Here is a 16,119-nt window from a genome sequence, read left to right as displayed (position 1 = left end):
GTTATGAAAGGAGGAAAAAAACAGGCGGGGCGCCGAGAGGGGCGCCCCGCCCGCATCACATCAGGCAAGGGCCAGCGTCACCGCGGCTTCGGCGTGGATGGCGGTGGTGTCATAGAGAGGCACGGCGGCCTGGCACGCCCCCACCAACAGGGCGATCTCGGTGCAACCCAGGATCACCGCCTGGGCACCGGCCTGTGCCAGATCGGCGATGATGGCCAGATACTCGGCCTGAGACGACTCGCGAATATCGCCGAGGCAGAGCTCGTCATAGATGATGCGGTGCACCCGCTCCCGTGCAACGTCATCAGGCACCAGCACCTCCAGCCCGAAGCGCTCCTGGAGCCGCCCCTTGTAGAAATCCTGCTCCATGGTGAAGCGGGTGCCGAGCAAACCCACCCGGGTCACCCCGTCGGCCTGGAGGCGATGGGCCGTGGCATCGGCGATGTGGAGCAGGGGAATGTCGATGGCGGCCTCGATCTCCGGCGCCACCTTGTGCATGGTGTTGGTCCCGATCAGCAGGAAATCGGCGCCACCGGCCTGGATGGCCCTGGCCTCGGCCGCCAGCAGACGGGCGGTGGCGGGCCAGTCACCGGCGTGCTGCAACCGCTCTATCCCGGCAAAATCCACGCTGCTCAGCAGCACCCGCGCCGAGTGCAGACCGCCGAGCCGCTCGCGTACCCCCCGGTTGAGGGCCTGGTAATAGCTGACGGTGGACTCCCAGCTCATGCCACCCAGCAGACCGATACATTTCATGGGATCTCCTTATGTAACCCGATGGTGCAAACCAATGCTGCAATCCCTCAGGGGGCGCGTTTGATCGCACCGCCCCGGCAATAAAAAAGGCCCCGAAGGGCCAACAAGACAGCCGGTAAAGGCTCAGGCCGAGGCCTAAACCCAGATCATCAGCACGCAGGCCGCCGTGGCGAGCCCCATGCCCAGATTGAAACGACGCCAGCCGGTGGCGGTGCGGATGAGGCGGCGCACCTGGGCACCGAACAGCACCCAGAAGGCACCGGTATAGAGGCCGGTCACGAAGAAAATGCCGAGCACCCAGCCCGCGGACGGCCAGTAAGCCTCCCCCGCCAAGGTGAAGCCGCTGATGGCGGAGAGCGCCATCATCCAGGCTTTGGGATTGAGCAGTTGCAGCATGGCCCCCTGATGGGCCGGGATGAGCGGCCGGTTGCCCTCCGCCGGGCCACTGGCGTTGGCCACCTTCCAGGCCAGCCAGAGCAGGTAGGCCGACCCCACCAGCTTGAGGCCGTCGTGCAGCAGTGGCAGACGCTCGAACACCACCCCGAGCCCCAGGGCCGTGGCCAGGATCATCAGGTTGATGCCCCCCACCACCCCCACCAGCAGAGGCACGGAGCGGCGAAACCCCTGGGCGGCCCCGGCACTGGTGAGCAGCATGTTGTTGGGGCCCGGCGTGCCACAGGTGATAAGGGCAAAGCCCGCCAGGGGGAGCAACCAGTTCAGATCCATCTCAACCTCGTTCAGATACGGCAAGCCTCCTAATATGCAGAGCCGACGCCCTGACGACAAGGTCAGCAATGCATTTTCTTTGCATGAATAATCAAGACGCTGTTAATACCAGAGCATCACCACGCACAGGGCGGTCAAGGCACCCAGGCTGCCGTTGAGACGACGCCACCCCTTGTCCGAGTTGATCCAGCGGCTGAGCTGATGGCCAAACATCACCCAGGCGAAGCAGACCGGGAACCCCGCCATGGGGAAGACACTCATGATGCCCCACATGCTGGGCCAGTAGTCGCTCCCCGGCAGGCTGAACAGACTGATGGCCGAGATCCCCATCATCCACGCCTTGGGATTGAGAAACTGGAAGCCCAGCCCTTCAAGCAGGGTCAAGGGGCGGGCACGGCTGGCGGGATCTCCGGGGGCGCCTGCCACCGCGATGCGCCACGCCAGCCACAGCAGGTAAAGGCTGCCCAGCACCTGCAGGCTCAGCTTGAGCAGGGGCCAGCGCTCGAACAGCGGATAGAAACCGAGCGCCAGCACCAGTTGCAACACAGGCTGGCCCACCGCCACCCCGATGAGATGGGGCAGGGTGCGCCGCACGCCGAAGTTGGCGCCGGACGCCGTCAACATCAGGTTATTCGGCCCGGGCGTGCCGCAGGTGAGCAGGGCGAAGCCAAACAGGGTGGCATACCATTCGATGGTCATGGGGAGACTCCTTTCTCGCCACATTGTACCGATACAATGTGTGCTTGTTGGTTGTGTACAGGCTGATAATCACGCTATATTGCGGACAATCTTGGATCAATGGATTTATTGTCACCATGACAATCTGGACGCCCGACCTCACCCCTTTCGAGGGGCCCCTCTACCTCAAACTGGTCAAGGCCATCGAGCAGGCCATCTCCACCGGCATCCTCTCACCCGAGACCCGGCTGCCGACCCACAGGGCCCTGGCAGATAAGCTGGGGGTCACCGTGGGCACCGTCACCCGCGCCTACACCGAGGCGGAGCGACGGGGCCTGCTGGCGGCCCGGGTCGGGCACGGCACCTGGGTCAGGGGAGCGGCGGATCCCGCCAACGAATGGGTGATCCGCAATGAAGACAGCCAGCGCATCGAGTTGTGGCAGAACCTCCCGGTCCAGCTGGACAGGGGCGCCATCATCAGGCCCCTGCTCACCGAGCTGGCGCAGGGGGATCTCAATGGCCTGCTCGGTTATGACAAGGAGGCCGGACGCCCCGCACAGCGCCAGCTGTTCGTCGACTGGCTCGCCGTGCAGGGCATCACGGCGAGCGAAGATCGCCTGCTGTTCAGCCATGGTGCCCAGCACGGCATCATGCTGGCCCTGCTGGCCACCGGCTGCGTGGGAGAGACCCTGTTTTGCGAGGGACTGAGCTACCCCGGCATGCTGGGCAATGCACGCCAGCTCAAGAATCAGGTGGTGGGACTGGCGATGGATGAGGAGGGACTGCTGCCAGAGGCGCTGGATGCCGCGTGCCGTACCCGCCGGGCCAAGCTGCTCTACCTCACCCCCACCCTGCAAAACCCCACCACGGCCACCATGAGCCTGGCGCGACGCGACGCCATCGTCGCCATCGCCCGTCGCCACGATCTGCTGATCGTCGAGGATGACGTCAACGGCCTGCTGCCCGAAAGTGCGCTCCCTCCCCTGGTCAACCTGGCACCGGAGCGGGTCATCTACCTCGGCAGTCTCGCCAAGATCGCCTGCGGCGGCCTGCGGGTCGGCTTCGTGTTGTCCCCTCCCGCCCTTCGCAACGGCTTCGCCCAGGCGATGCGGCTGTCGAGCTGGATGGTGAGTCCGCTGCTCATCGAGCTGGCCTGCAAGCTGGTGAGCCAGCGCCAGATCATGCCGCTCATCGAACACCAGCGAAAAATCCTGGCGCGCCGGGGTGAGCTCCTGCGCCACCTGTTGCCGGGAGCGCGCTGGCAGCCGGGGTCTATGCACGCCTGGCTGCCGCTGCCCGAGCCCTGGCGCAGCCAGGAGTTTGCGGAGGCCGCCAACGCCCTTGACGTGGGGGTCGCCAGCGGAGAACACTTCGCCGCCGGCCAGTTTGCCGCCCCGCAGGGAGTACGCCTCAGCCTGAGTCAGCCCGCCACCGACGCCCGCGTCGCCGAAGGGCTGGAGCGCCTCGCTGGGCTGCTGAGGGGCACGCCGCCCACCAATCCCCTGCTATAGTCATTGACCCTGGCACCCGAGGAACCTTCATGTCTGCCGTCCGTCCCGCCCTGCTGATCGCGACCCTGCTGCTGGGAGGCTGCGCCTCCCCGGCCCATCAACAGCTTGGCGCCGCCCTGAGCGGGCTGGAGGGGGAGCTGATGCGGCTGGAGGAGGAGTTGGCAGCCATGAACGGCCTTCACTATCAAAAAGCCATCGACGCCCCGGTGGCGCTGCGCCGCTATCTCAAGGCCCCCGCACCGACGGCGGAGGGACTGGTGCCCGTGCAAAGCCGGCTGCAAGATGGCCCCCTGCTGCGCTACGACTACCGGCTGCCCGCCGGGATGACGCAGCTGCCCACCGACAACCCCTGCCTGCGCTACGAGTTCGAGCTGCGCCGCCTCGGGCGCCTGGGCCAGCTCGAGCTCGCCTGGCAGGGAGAGTCGGGAGCCGGGGAGCTGCGTGTCCCCCAGCGGGACTGCCCCTTCTCGGCCAGGGGGCCCGGCCTTCAGTGATGCTTTCTTTGCCCCGCCCAAGGCTGGCACTGAGCCATTCCTGACCCAGGTGGGGTATTGACCCCCTCTGGCTCTCGCGGGAGAGTGGAGGCTACCTTTGAATCCAACCTCGCCACCCCCGACCGGCGAAGGAGCGTCAAAGATGCAGATCCTCCTCATCGAAGACGATGCCATGATGGGCTCGACCCTCACCCAGGGACTGAGTGATCTGGGGCTGCCCCCCACCGAGCTGTTCCACTGCAAAGAGATAGCAAGCCTGCCCGCCCTGCTGCGCCAGCACGCCTTCGATGCCATTCTTTGCCGCCAGTATCACCACCAGGCCCACGAGGGCGTCAGGCTGCTGCATGAAGCACACCACCTGGGCCTGCTCGCGCCCGGCTGCGTGCTCCTGCTGCTGGAGCAGGACGAGGACACCGGCCAGTTCCCCCCCTCCGACCTCTATTTCGCCCTGCGTCTGGCCGTGCCCTTCACCACGGAGCAGCTGGCGCACAGCCTGCAAGCGCTGCTGGCACTGACCACGGTGACCCGCCCCCTGGCCACCCCCATGGCGCTCAGGGAGTGGCGCAGCGCCTGCGCCCAGTGCGAGGATCTGCTTTACCGGCACGCCAGCCACAAGGGGCTGGAAGCACAGATGGACAGGGTAAAGGGCTACATGCTGCTGCAAGCCGGGGAACGGGTGCAGGCCGCCCAGCACTACGCCATCTGCACCACGGAGTACGATGCCTGGTGGCCACGCCAGGGGCTGAACCAGGCCCTGCTCGGGCTGAACCAGGTGGAGAGTGCCCACAAGGATCTGGCCCGCAACCGGGAGCGACTGCCCCCCGTCATCCATCAGGCGCTGGTTCTCGCCTGTCAACTGCACGAGGCGCAGTGGGATCCGGCCTGGGAAACCTTGTCAGGCTTGCTGCAACGCTGCCCCTGGCAGCCGCAGTGGCGCCAGGTGGCCATTTTGCTGGCCTTGCTGCGAAGGGATGAAGGTCAGGTGCTGGCGCAGGCCACCGATTTCATCCTGCGCTACTTCCCCAAACAGACGTTTCGCCACTCCGTCGAACGCTGCCTGCTGGATGCGACCCTGGCGGTGCTCTGGCATCCACCGGGAGAGGCCAGAGTTCATGGGCTGCAGCAGGCCCTGGAGGAGCTAGGCCAGCAGGCCGTGACCCTGCGGGCCCACGAGGAGGGGCTGCTGCGCGCCCTGATGCTGGGTCTGGATTATCGATTCGATGACGCCTTGATGCTGCTGGCCAAGCACCCGCCGGAGGCGGCGCGGGACAATCACCTCAACCAGTTGCTCGGGGTGGCCGTCAGCCAGTTCTGCGGGCTTCCCCACCATGCCCAGCGTTATCTGGCCCAGCTCGGCCAGTATCAGGGACCGGTGGCACAGACCCCGCTGCTGCAGGGGCTCATTTTGCAGGTGGTCGACGATCTGGCGCGGCAACTGGCGCAGCGGGAGCAGCAGCTGACCCAGCTGCGCGAGGAGCGGCAACGGGCCATGACCACGGGTCAGCTCCAGCTCGCCGTGCAGAGTGCTCTGACCCTGCAGGAGCGATTCCCGGCCCAGGCGGGGGATGCCTGGCAACTGCTGGTATTGCTGACCCAGTGCTGGCCCGCCGGCATGGCGGCCCCGGCGGTGGCCCGCCTGGTGGACAGGCTGGAGCAGCGTCTCAACCACAGTGCCGCCTTCCTGGAACACCATGGGAACGCCTATCGGGAGACCCTGCAACAGGTGAGATCTCACCTGGCCCCCAAACTGCCGCCCCTCGGTCCCCATCAGGGCCTATAGCCATCCAGGGCGGTGTATGCCGCCCTGGCAGGTGCGTTACAACAAGCCCCGCACCAGGATCCCCGCGATCAGCAGGGGGGCGACCAGCCGCCAGCACCAGAGCAGCGCACCACGCATCAGCGGCGAGAGATCCGCAGGCACAATACTGTCCCCAAGCTTCCAGCCAAGCAGCAGGGTCAGCACCAGACCGAACAGGGGCATCATCAGGTTGGAGGTGAGGTAATCCAGCAGATCGAACAGGGTCTTGCCAAACAGGGTGTAGTCAGCCCAGGGCCCGAACGACAGACTGACCGGAATGCCGCAGGCCATGATGAGCAGGGTCAGGACCCGACAGGCATTGCGGCGCGACCAGCCCCACTCCTCGGTGGTGAAGCGCACCAGGTGCTCCAGCATGGAGATGGAGGAGGAGAGCGCCGCCACCAGCAGCAGCAGGAAGAAGATCACCGCCAGCCCCTGACCGAACGGCAGGTGGTTGAACACCGCCGGCATGGTCATGAAGGTGAGGCCGGGGCCGGCGGCAGGATCGATGCCGGTGGAGGCCAGCACCGGGAAGATCATCAGCCCCGCCAGCACCGAGATGCAGCTCGCCAGGGTGACCACCCAGACCCCGGAGCGCAGCGCCCCGTCACTGCTCGGCAGGTAGGCGCCATAGGTGGTGTGTACCCCGAGGCCAATGGAGAGGGAGAAGAACGCCAGCCCCAGGGCGTCGAGCACCCCCTGCCCCGTCAGGTGGGAAAAGTCGGGCATCAGGAACTGGCGTACCCCGGCCATGGCCCCCGGCATGGAGAGCCCGGTCACCACCAGGAGCAGCATCATCACGAACAGGGCCGGCATCATCCAGCGCAGCGCCCGCTCCACCCCCTGTTGCAGCCCTCCCTGCACGAACCACCAGGTGAGCCCGGCGAAGACGAGATGGGTGAGGGCCGGCCAGAGGGGATCGCTCACATAACCGGTAAAGAGTGCGGTGAGGGTGCTCGCCTCACTCAGGTTGAGCTCGCCGCCCACGGCCAGGGCTGCATAGCCCACGGTCCAGCCCCCCACCACGCTGTAGAAGCTGTAGATGAAGAAGCCACACAGGATCCCCATGTAACCCATCCAGCGCCAGTTCGGCCCCACCAGCTTGTGGAAGGCGCCGAGCACGCCGCGCTGGCTGCGGCTGCCGAGCAGGGTCTCCCCCACCAGCACCGCGACCCCCAGGGTGAAGCTGAAGAGCAGGAACACCAGCAGGAAGGCACCGCCCCCGTTGGTGGCTGTCACATAGGGAAATTTCCAGATGGCGCCAAGGCCGATCGCCGAGCCGGCGGCCGCCAGCACATGACCAATACGGGAAGACCACTGAACCTGGCTCATACAACCTCCGGGCAAGACAACATCAGTTCGATACTCCATGGCTAGACGCGGTGTGCGCCGCAACAAAAAAGGCCGCCTGAGGGCGACCTTTGCAATGAACAGTCAGACAAACGACACCTGCAAGGTCACCTCTCCAGGAAGGGGCTAAATCGGCCACAGAGAGCGATAAGGGGTGACATGGGAGGGCGACGCCTACACGGTAAAAAGGAGCCACAGCCTAAACCATGGCAAGAGAAGTTGACAGGAAATAGTCTAAAACAGAACCAAAAACAGATTTAACCAAAACAAAATATCGAAATTACAGACCGTTACTCTATTTATTTTTAATTAACAGATTTTTATAAAGAGTCAATCCTGCCACACCACTCCCCTGCCAGCCCGGCCGGAGAGTGGCAGAGATGACCAAGCCTCCCTACACCAGGCCGCGCACCAGAATGCCACCAATGAGCAGGGGAGTCAGCCAGCGCCAGCAGCCCATCAGCAGGGCCCGCCAGTGGGGAGCCAGCCCTTCGGGCAGCGCCTGGCGACCGAGCCGCCAGCCCAGCAGCAGCGTCAGGGCCAGCCCGAACAGGGGCATCATCAGGTTGGAGGTGATGAAGTCCAGCAACTCGAAGATGTTCTTGCCAAACAGGGTCAGGGTGGCCCAGGGACCGAACGACAGGCTCACCGGGATGCCACCCGCCATCACCAGGGCAATGACCAGGTTGCACGCCGCGCGGCGGGACCAGCCTAGGCTCTCGGACAGGAAGCACTGCAAGTGCTCCAGCAGGGAGATGGAAGAGGAGAGCGCCGCCACCACCAGCAGAGAGAAGAACACCACCGCCAGCCCCTGGCCGAAGGGCAGTTGCTGGAACACCGCCGGCATGGTCATGAAGGTGAGGCCCGGGCCCGAGGCCGGGTCAATACCGGTCGCCGCCAGTACCGGGAAGATCATCAGGCCCGCCAGCACGGCGATGACGCTCGCCAGCAGCACTACCCAGAGGCTGGAGCGACCGACCCCTTCGCTGGAAGGCAGGTAGGCGCCATAGGTGGTGTGGATGCCAAGGCCGATGGAGAGGGAGAAAAAGGCCAGCCCCATGGCGTCCAGCACACCCGACATGCCGAGCTTGCTGAAATCGGGCATCAGGAAGTGGCGCACCCCGGCAATGGCGCCCGGCAGGGTGAGGCCGAAGGCCACCAGCAGCAGGATCATGATGAAGAGGGCTGGCATCATCCAGCGCAGGGTGCGCTCCACCCCTTGTTGCACGCCGCCCCGCACGAACCACCAGGTCAAGCCGGCAAACAGCAGGTGGGTCAGCACCGGCCAGAGCGGATCACCGACGTAGTCGTTGAAACGGGCGGTCAGTGCCGCGCCGTCCCCCTGTTGCAGCTCCCCCGCCAGGGCCATGCCCGTGTACCCCAGGGTCCAGCCGCCCACCACGCTGTAGAAACAGAAGATGAGCAGGCTGCACAGCAAACCCATGGCACCGACCCAGCGCCAGCGCCTGCCCATCAGTTCACCAAAGGCGCCCACCACCCCGCGCCGGGTCAGGCTGCCGATCAGGGTCTCCCCCATCAGCACCGCCACCCCCAGGGTGAAGCTGAACAGCAGAAAGACCAGCAGGAAGGCGCCGCCACCGTTGGCGGCGGTGACATAGGGGAACTTCCAGATGGCGCCGAGACCGACCGCGGAACCTGCGGCGGCCAGGATGTAACCGAGCCGGGATGACCATTGGGACTGCTTCATAAGAACTCCACGGGAAGGGCCTGCCAGCGAGGCCCGAAATGGCGCTCAGAGTACGCCCGCGGGCGCGCAATCACTCGGCGTATATCCGATATAAAACTCAGTTTTTAGCATCATTAACCAATAAAATTCGGATAACCAACCAATCGTGCCACAAAATAAAAACCGGAGCGGGGATGCTCCGGTTTGTTGTCTGCCCGGGTCTGGCGGGATTAGATCACCCCCAGCTCCCGCAGCCGCTCCATCAGATAGCTGTGGGCGGTGTGACGCTCCGAGAGCACCACATCCGGACGGGGGTGCAGGAAGAGCGGCAAGGAGATGCGGGACTTGGCGGCACTGCCCCCGGTCGGGTTGATGACCCTGTGGGTGGTGGAGGGGTAATAGCCGCGGGAGGCCTCCTGCAGCATGTCACCGATGTTGATGATGAGGGTGCCGAAATCGCAGGGCACGTCCATCCACTCCCCGTCTGAACCTTTCACCTGCAGGCCCGGCTCGTTGGAGGCGGGCAGAATGGTCAGCAGGTTGATGTCTTCATGGGCGGCGGCGCGGATGGCACCCGGCTCCTCGGTGCCGTCGAAGGGCGGGTAGTGCAGCACCCGCAGCAAGGTCTTGTGGCTCTCTTCGATCATGGAGGAGAGCGGGCAGCTGTAGTGGGCGGCGATGTCCCCCGGGGTGTGCTGCTCCACCCAGCCCAGCAGCTCGGCGGCCAGATCGTTGGCGAGGCGGTAGTACTCCATCGCCTGCTCTTTCAGCTCTGCCGGCATCTGGCCCCAGGGATAGATGTGGAAGTACTCCTTGATGTCCTTCTGGCTGTGGCCCTTGGCCACCTCGGACACCGAGGGCGGGAAGTAGCCGTCCTGGGTCTCGCGATTGAACAGGAAATCCTGCTTCTGTTCGCTCATGAAGAAGCGATACCAGTTGTCATAGATGGACTGCACCAGCTCCTTCGGGATGGGGTGGTGAGTCAGCACTCCGAAGCCGGTGGTGCGCAGGGATTCGGTGAAGCGCTCGGCCGCATCGGGGGAGCGATAATCGACGGTCAGGACTTTCATTGTTTTTATGTTACATGCCAGTTAAAAGTAGGCGCAGTTTACCCTGCCTCCCCCGGCAAGAAAAGGCTGCCGGAAGCCCGTCTACAACGGCTTGAAAATACTGATAAAAACATCATGATACGGCCCCCTCGCCCGGTGCTTGTCCCGGACGGGCCTCCTCTTCTAGAATGCCCCACCCCCTTTGCTGTCGGAGCCCCCTCATGTCCCCCAAGATCCTGTTGTTGACCCTTCCCTTCCTGCTCGCCGGGTGCAGTTCCCTCTCGGAGGAGGAGTGCCGTGCCATGAGCTGGTACAACCAGGGCTATCAGGACGGGGAGCAGGGCAAGACCCGAAGCGCCACCCGCGACTATCAGAAGACCTGCGGGGAGTACGGCCTCAAAGTGGATGAGGCGGAGTGGCAGCGCGGCTACGCCAAGGGGCTGGAGCTCTATTGCATCCCCGAGCTTGCCTACAGCAAGGGACGGGAGGGGAGCGAATACCTGGGGGTCTGCCCCAACGACACCAGCTTCCTCACCCAGTTCGAGCGCGGCCGCAAGGAGTACCTGCTGGAGCAGCGCCTCGGCGAATTGCAGCAGGAACTGGAGCGCACCGAGCGGAGCATCCACCAGCTGGATCAGCAGATCCGGGGCGAGAGCGACAGCCGCCAGCGCGACTACTACCGTGCCCAGCGCGAGCGCGCCATCCGTCACTACGAAGGGGTATACCGGGACTACAACCGGCTGCGCTTCCCGGATCGGGTGATCCAGTTCTCCTTCGGGAGCTGACAAAAAGGGGCCGACATGGCCCCTTTCTGTTTATGCCGCAGACTGTTTTTCCCCTCAGGCGGGCAGGACCCAGCGCTGCAACGCCAGGGCGATGCCATCCTCGTTGTGATCCGCGGTGACCCGGTCTGCATGGGCCTGGATCTGGGGCGCCGCATTGCCCATGGCCACCGCCAGCCCCACCTGCTCGAACATGCTGATGTCGTTGTTGTTGTCGCCAAAGGCCACCAGGTTCTCCATGGCGATCCCCTCGCTCGCCGCCCACTGGGCCAGCCGGTTGCCCTTGCTGCAACCGGGCTGCACCAGCTCCACCGCATAGGGGGCCGCCCAGTCACGGGTGAAGGGCAGTCTCTCCACCACCTCCCCGACGAAACGGTGCAACCGGCCGGGATCCTGGTTGAACAACTCCAGCTTCCAGATGGGGGACTGCAACCAGGACTCGATATCCTCGGCGGGCAGCAGGGAGACCTTGAGGTGATCCGGCTGGGTTGCCGACCAGCGCCGCATCCGGCCCACGTGCTCCTCGCAGCCCAGGTAGCCGATGCCGTCCCCCAGGTGGAACAGCGCCCCCATCTGCTGGGCTTGCACCTCCTCCAGCAGGGCGGTGAGGGGCGCCACGGCCAGGGGATCCCCGGCGAGGATCCTCTCCTGCACCGGATCATAGAGGTAGGCCCCGTTGCTGCAGATGATGGGGGTGTCGAGGGCCAGCTCGTGGTGGAAGGGACGGGCCGTCATGAAGTGGCGACCCGTCACCAGCAGCACCTTGATGCCGTGGGCCCGGGCCTGGGCAAGGGCCGCCCGGGTAGCGGACGAGATCTTGTGATCCCGGTTCAGCAGGGTACCGTCCATGTCCAATGCAATGGCCTGATAACGACTCATATCACCTCCAAGAATGTCGAGACGGGTGCGGCGCCATCCCCTCCCGTTTCCAGTGCCATGACGACACATCTCACCGCCGGGAATGCGGACTGGGCATCGCAAGGCCCATGATGGGAGACGCGCTCGCCGGGGGGCGGGAACAGCGGAGCAAAGAGCCATACCGTCCCAGACTCGGCGCCGCGATGCAAGTCCGGCCCGCCATCCCGTCGCCGAACTGTGATCCCCGCGCCCTTCGTCAGCCCGCCTCGGCGCACCCGGCCACGGCGTTTCGCCTGTCCGCCCGTCTGCGCAATCCGTAGAAACCGAGGGCACAGATCACGCCGCAGAGGCCGGCCAGGTAGAAGGGCCACTCGGTCCCCGCCAGCAGCACCAGGCTGCCCAGCACCACCGCCAGGATCTCGCTGCCCACCGCCAGACCGCGGTAGAGCCCCATCGCCTGCCCCTGCTGGCTGGCATGGCTGCGGTTGGAGACCGCCACCGAGGTGGCCAGCTCCCCCAGACTCATGCCGATGCCGGCCGGGATGAAGGTGAGCGCGAGCCCCCACCACTGGGTCGGCAGGATGAACATCAGCATGCCCGCCGCCATCACCAGGTGGCCGACGATGCCAAGGGAGCTGCCGCGCCAGTGCCGTGCCAGCTGCTCACCGATCCAGGAGCCCAGCATCATGGGCACGCTCACCAGCACGGCGGCCTGGGCCAGTTGCACCGGATCCCATGCCAGCCGCTCCACCAGCCAGACATTGAAGTAGGTGAAGTAGAGCTGCACCGCCCCGTAGCTTGCCAGGGTCAGGGCAAAGTAGGGCAGGAGACGAGGTTGCAGCAGCAGTTGGCGGGTCGAGAGGGGAGCTTCATCCCGGGTCGCCGGCACCGGGGGACGATTGGGCAGCAGCCAGAGCACCAGCAGCAGGTTGATCACCGTCATCCCCACCGCCAGCCAGGCTGCCAGACTGTAATCTCCCGAGACCACGGCCGCATAGCCTCCGATCATGGGACCCACCACCCAGCCCAGGTTCATGCCGATGTTGATGCGTGCGAAGTTGCGTGCCTTGGTCCTGGCCGTGCTCATGTCCGCCGCCATCGCCTGCACGATCGCGATGTCGCCGTTGAAGAAGCCCTCCACCACCCGGCTCAGCAGCAAGAGCGGCAGGGAACGCCAGGCGATGCCGAGGGCCATCAGCACATACCCCGCCAGCACCCCCACCAGACAGAGTGTCAGCACCGGCTTGCGCCCATGGCGATCGGAAAGGCGGCCAAGCAAGGGGGCCCCCAGCAGTTGAAACAACGGATAGAGCCCCATGATGACGCCAAGCCACACCTTGCGGCTCCAGTCCGACGCCTGTGGCGTCAACATGCCCTGGGCCGGATCCAGCAGCAGCGGCGCCAGGACGGGGGAAGGCAGGCTGAACCCCGCCACCGCCAGCGTCACCGTCATCACCAATACCCAGAGGGTCGCCTGTCCCTTGATCCCTTCCATCTTCGCCTCATTAAATAAAGTCATCGGTTTATTTATATTGTGAGGGGTCGTCCATTAAGTAAAGCAGATTGTTGATTTAAATCGCCCTGCTACCCATAATGACCTCATCCAGGCGGTCACCGCACCGATACCCACCACCGGAGCCCCCATGAACGCCAGTACCGACAAGATCCTCTATCTGCTGAAAACCCGCGGCCCCCAGAGCGCCGCCGAACTCGGCGACCAGTTGCAGATGACGTCCATGGGGGCGCGCCAGCACCTGATGGCCCTGGAGTCCGAGGGCTGGGTGGGGTTTAGCGACGAGGCCCGCGGCCGCGGTCGCCCGGTGCGCCTGTGGCACCTCACCGACCAGGCCTGGCAGCGCTTCCCCGACACCCATGGCGATCTGACCCTGCAGCTGATCGACGATATCCGGCAGGTGTTTGGCGACGCGGGCATGGAGCAGCTCATCACGCGGCGGGAGCAGCAGATGCAGGCACGCTATGAATCCAGGCTGACCCAGCCGGCGCTGGCAGACAGGCTGATGACGCTCAAGGCGCTGCGCACCCAGGAGGGGTATATGGCGGACATGTCGCAGGAGGAGGACGGCAGCTGGCTGTGGTGGGAGAGTCACTGCCCCATCTGCAGTGCGGCCAGAGCCTGTCGGGGCTTTTGCCGCAGCGAGCTGGCGCTGTTTCGCCGGTTGCTGGCGCCGGCCGAGGTGGAGCGGGAGCAGTATCTGCTGGAGGGGGACAGCCGCTGTCTCTATCGCATCCGGCCGCCCCGCCCCTGAGCGGGCGGAACGCAAAAACAACAAAGCAGGCGCCGGGATGCCTGCTTTGTTGCCTTCGGGGAGGGGGTGCTCTCGTTCCAGCCCGTTGTTTCCCGATAAGGTCGAACGGCTGATGGGGCTCTTGACCCGGTAAGGTCCTTCACCACAGGTGCCTGGTCGGGCGCCTGTCTTGCCACCGGAAGATGTAACCATGGTACTCCCCGCGATGCGGTGAGTGGTTGTGAAGTAGCAGGTATTTTCAGTTGTTTTTGCAATAGTTCACCCTTAATCTAGGAAAAGTGGATTAGTAATTGCGAAGAGGTACGGAGAATGCTGAAACTTGATCGTATAGACAGGCATATTCTGGAGCTGATGCAGGAAAATGGCCGCATCAGCAACCTGGAGCTGGCCGAGCTGGTCGGGCTCTCCCCCTCCCCCTGCTCGCGCCGGGTCAAGGCGCTGGAGGATGCCGGTCTCATCGATACCCATGTCACCCTGCTCAATGCCCGCCAGTTGGGGCTGACCCTCACCGCCTACATTCACATCTCCATGGACAGGCACACTCCGGAGCGGTTCGAGAACTTCGATCGCGCCGTCAAGGATCTGCCCGAGGTGCTGGAGTGCGACCTCATCACCGGCAACGATGCGGATTACCAGCTCAAGGTGGTGGTGCGGGACATGGAGCACTACCAGCACTTCCTGCTGGACAAGCTGACCCACATCTCCGGCGTGACCGGGGTGCGTTCGAGCTTCGTGCTGCGCCGCATCAAACACAAGACCGCCCTGCCGCTCAACCACCTGGGCTGACAACCCACCCCGCATCCGGGGAGCACCAAAAGCAAGAGGAGGCCAGGGCCTCCTCTTCTTGTCTCTGCTATCAAGGGCATTCGCGGTCAACACAGCCCCCGGGCGCCATCGCGCCGCCAGGTGGTGGACGCCTGGTCATGCCTCGACCTGGCTGACGTCCTGCACCTGCAGCAACCAGCCGCTCTGCTCCTGCAGGGGTTCGCCGCGCAGCCGCAGCCGCTCACCGGTCGACACCCACTGCCCTTTGGGCAGAGAGATTTCCAGGCTCTCGCTGCCGTTGTCGAACACCCAGCGATCGGCTCCCAACGACTCCATCAAGTACCCTTCCATCTCCACTCTGGACTCGGCCTGCCAGGAGGGGGAGGCGGTATCACGGCTCTCGATGAAATCCCCCTGAACACCAAAGCTGGCCAGCCCCCACAGAATGGAGAGCCCGACGATGGATGATTGCATCTCTCTCTCCTGTTGGTTTGCTACCTTGAGGGCCAGTATGGGAAGAGAAAAATGAGTGCACCATGAACAAGGTGCCAAAGTGCTGGCAAGATCGCGAAAAAAACCGGCTCCATGGCCGGTCATGTCATTTTATGTCGTACAGGTCACACTACTTGGCCGCTTCTTCTGCCATCCGTGCAGCCCTTGGTTTATTTGTCCACATGGCCACCCCGCGGTGATCCGCACAGATCCCCTCGTCGGTGACCGCCCGCACCCGGACCCCGTCCTTGCAGATGGCCTGCCAGGCATCGGCATCGTCGATCTGCAACTCGGAACGGGGATAGGAGGTATCGGCGCAGGCGCACAGCAGGATGGCAAACAGAGGGAGCAGGGATTGCATGGGTTTCATCGGGTCACTCCTGACGGGGAAAGGGATCAGCGCCCCAGCTGCACCGCCACGCGATCGCAAAGCTGCTTGAGCTGGGCCAACTCAGCATCGGCCAGATCCACCTGGTTGCGCAAGCTGTCCGCCAGACAGCACTCCCTGACCTCCTGCTGCAACTGGCGTCCCGCCTCGGTCAGGCTGATGCACTTTTGCCGCTCATCTTCGTGGGAGACGGTGCGGGTCAGCCACCCCTTGCTCTCCAGCCGCTTGACGATGGGGGTCAGGGTGCCCGCATCCAGTCCGGTCTCCTGCCCTATCTCCTTGAGGCTGACCTCGTCCCGGGCCCAGAGCGAGAGCATCACCAGGTACTGGGTATAGGTGAGATCCAGCTTGTCCAGCAGCGGCCGATAGGCACGCATCACCGCATTGGAGGCGCTGTAGAGGGCAAAACAGACCTGCTTTTTCAATTCGCTCATGGAGGACCTCGCTGACGACAAGGGGGGCAGTATACCCCATCAACTTCGGGGCTGAATAGTTTGCACACAAAACAGTTGCCAGCCTCC

Annotated in this window: 17 protein-coding genes; 6 read left to right on the top strand and 11 right to left on the bottom strand. The window is 64.5% G+C overall.

Annotation, left to right across the window (positions count from 1 at the left end; genetic code table 11):
• Positions 1-60: 60 nt before the first annotated feature.
• The 3 genes from C3418_RS07580 to C3418_RS07570 all read right to left on the bottom strand — a co-directional run bounded on the left by C3418_RS07580 (position 61) and on the right by C3418_RS07570 (position 2,178).
• Positions 61-753, bottom strand: a complete 693-nt coding sequence (locus tag C3418_RS07580) for an aspartate/glutamate racemase family protein (RefSeq protein WP_039039403.1) — start codon at positions 751-753, stop codon at positions 61-63.
• Positions 754-888: 135 nt separating this feature from the next.
• Positions 889-1,479 (bottom strand): LysE family translocator, encoded by a 591-nt coding sequence (locus C3418_RS07575; RefSeq protein WP_010672906.1) that lies wholly within the window; start codon positions 1,477-1,479, stop codon positions 889-891.
• 102 nt (positions 1,480-1,581) lie between these two features.
• On the bottom strand, positions 1,582-2,178 hold the full coding sequence (locus tag C3418_RS07570) for a LysE family translocator (protein WP_039039402.1): 597 nt from the start codon (positions 2,176-2,178) through the stop codon (positions 1,582-1,584).
• Between the two features lie 116 nt (positions 2,179-2,294).
• Here C3418_RS07570 and C3418_RS07565 point away from each other — a divergent pair, with 116 nt between their 5' ends.
• The 3 genes from C3418_RS07565 (at position 2,295) to C3418_RS07555 (ending at position 5,942) form a co-directional block, all read left to right on the top strand.
• Positions 2,295-3,668: a PLP-dependent aminotransferase family protein gene (locus C3418_RS07565; protein ID WP_103858256.1), complete on the top strand. Its 1,374-nt coding sequence runs from the start codon at positions 2,295-2,297 to the stop codon at positions 3,666-3,668.
• A gap of 29 nt (positions 3,669-3,697) precedes the next feature.
• The gene (locus C3418_RS07560; RefSeq protein ID WP_103858255.1) at positions 3,698-4,162 is read left to right on the top strand and encodes a hypothetical protein; all 465 of its coding nucleotides are present in this window, start codon (positions 3,698-3,700) and stop codon (positions 4,160-4,162) included.
• A 142-nt stretch (positions 4,163-4,304) separates the two neighbouring features.
• On the top strand, positions 4,305-5,942 hold the full coding sequence (locus C3418_RS07555) for a hypothetical protein (RefSeq protein WP_103858254.1): 1,638 nt from the start codon (positions 4,305-4,307) through the stop codon (positions 5,940-5,942).
• Between the two features lie 36 nt (positions 5,943-5,978).
• On the opposite strand, the gene C3418_RS07550 is transcribed toward C3418_RS07555, so the two are convergent.
• From C3418_RS07550 to C3418_RS07540, 3 genes are all read right to left on the bottom strand, one after another.
• Entirely contained in the window at positions 5,979-7,292 is a 1,314-nt protein-coding gene (locus C3418_RS07550) for a sodium-dependent transporter (RefSeq protein WP_041211033.1), read from the bottom strand.
• A 412-nt stretch (positions 7,293-7,704) separates the two neighbouring features.
• A complete protein-coding gene (locus tag C3418_RS07545) occupies positions 7,705-9,018 on the bottom strand; it encodes a sodium-dependent transporter (RefSeq protein WP_103858253.1) in 1,314 nt (437 codons plus the stop codon).
• Between the two features lie 209 nt (positions 9,019-9,227).
• Positions 9,228-10,067, bottom strand: coding sequence for an isopenicillin N synthase family oxygenase (locus tag C3418_RS07540; RefSeq protein WP_010672899.1), 840 nt, complete (start codon positions 10,065-10,067; stop codon positions 9,228-9,230).
• 200 nt (positions 10,068-10,267) lie between these two features.
• Here C3418_RS07540 and C3418_RS07535 point away from each other — a divergent pair, with 200 nt between their 5' ends.
• Positions 10,268-10,831, top strand: a complete 564-nt coding sequence (locus C3418_RS07535; protein WP_010672898.1) for a DUF2799 domain-containing protein — start codon at positions 10,268-10,270, stop codon at positions 10,829-10,831.
• Positions 10,832-10,885: 54 nt separating this feature from the next.
• Here C3418_RS07535 and C3418_RS07530 read toward each other — a convergent pair whose 3' ends face one another.
• Both C3418_RS07530 and C3418_RS07525 read right to left on the bottom strand, forming a co-directional pair.
• On the bottom strand, positions 10,886-11,707 hold the full coding sequence (locus tag C3418_RS07530; protein WP_043155694.1) for a Cof-type HAD-IIB family hydrolase: 822 nt from the start codon (positions 11,705-11,707) through the stop codon (positions 10,886-10,888).
• 235 nt (positions 11,708-11,942) lie between these two features.
• Entirely contained in the window at positions 11,943-13,181 is a 1,239-nt protein-coding gene (locus tag C3418_RS07525; protein WP_042864400.1) for an MFS transporter, read from the bottom strand.
• A gap of 148 nt (positions 13,182-13,329) precedes the next feature.
• On the opposite strand from C3418_RS07525, the gene C3418_RS07520 reads away from it, so the two are divergent.
• Positions 13,330-13,953, top strand: coding sequence for a metalloregulator ArsR/SmtB family transcription factor (locus tag C3418_RS07520; protein ID WP_041214535.1), 624 nt, complete (start codon positions 13,330-13,332; stop codon positions 13,951-13,953).
• A 309-nt stretch (positions 13,954-14,262) separates the two neighbouring features.
• Positions 14,263-14,739, top strand: coding sequence for an Lrp/AsnC family transcriptional regulator (locus C3418_RS07515; protein ID WP_010672894.1), 477 nt, complete (start codon positions 14,263-14,265; stop codon positions 14,737-14,739).
• Between the two features lie 135 nt (positions 14,740-14,874).
• On the opposite strand, the gene C3418_RS07510 is transcribed toward C3418_RS07515, so the two are convergent.
• The 3 genes from C3418_RS07510 to C3418_RS07500 all read right to left on the bottom strand — a co-directional run bounded on the left by C3418_RS07510 (position 14,875) and on the right by C3418_RS07500 (position 16,032).
• A complete protein-coding gene (locus C3418_RS07510) occupies positions 14,875-15,192 on the bottom strand; it encodes a hypothetical protein (protein WP_041211026.1) in 318 nt (105 codons plus the stop codon).
• A gap of 148 nt (positions 15,193-15,340) precedes the next feature.
• On the bottom strand, positions 15,341-15,571 hold the full coding sequence (locus C3418_RS07505; RefSeq protein ID WP_029313696.1) for a hypothetical protein: 231 nt from the start codon (positions 15,569-15,571) through the stop codon (positions 15,341-15,343).
• A 35-nt stretch (positions 15,572-15,606) separates the two neighbouring features.
• Entirely contained in the window at positions 15,607-16,032 is a 426-nt protein-coding gene (locus C3418_RS07500) for a MarR family winged helix-turn-helix transcriptional regulator (protein WP_103858252.1), read from the bottom strand.
• Positions 16,033-16,119 lie beyond the last annotated feature (87 nt).

Origin of the sequence: Aeromonas sp. ASNIH8 (assembly GCF_002919855.1) — a bacterium.
Classification (GTDB): Bacteria; Pseudomonadota; Gammaproteobacteria; order Enterobacterales; family Aeromonadaceae; genus Aeromonas; species Aeromonas caviae.
This window is presented reverse-complemented; position numbering and strand designations above follow the sequence as displayed.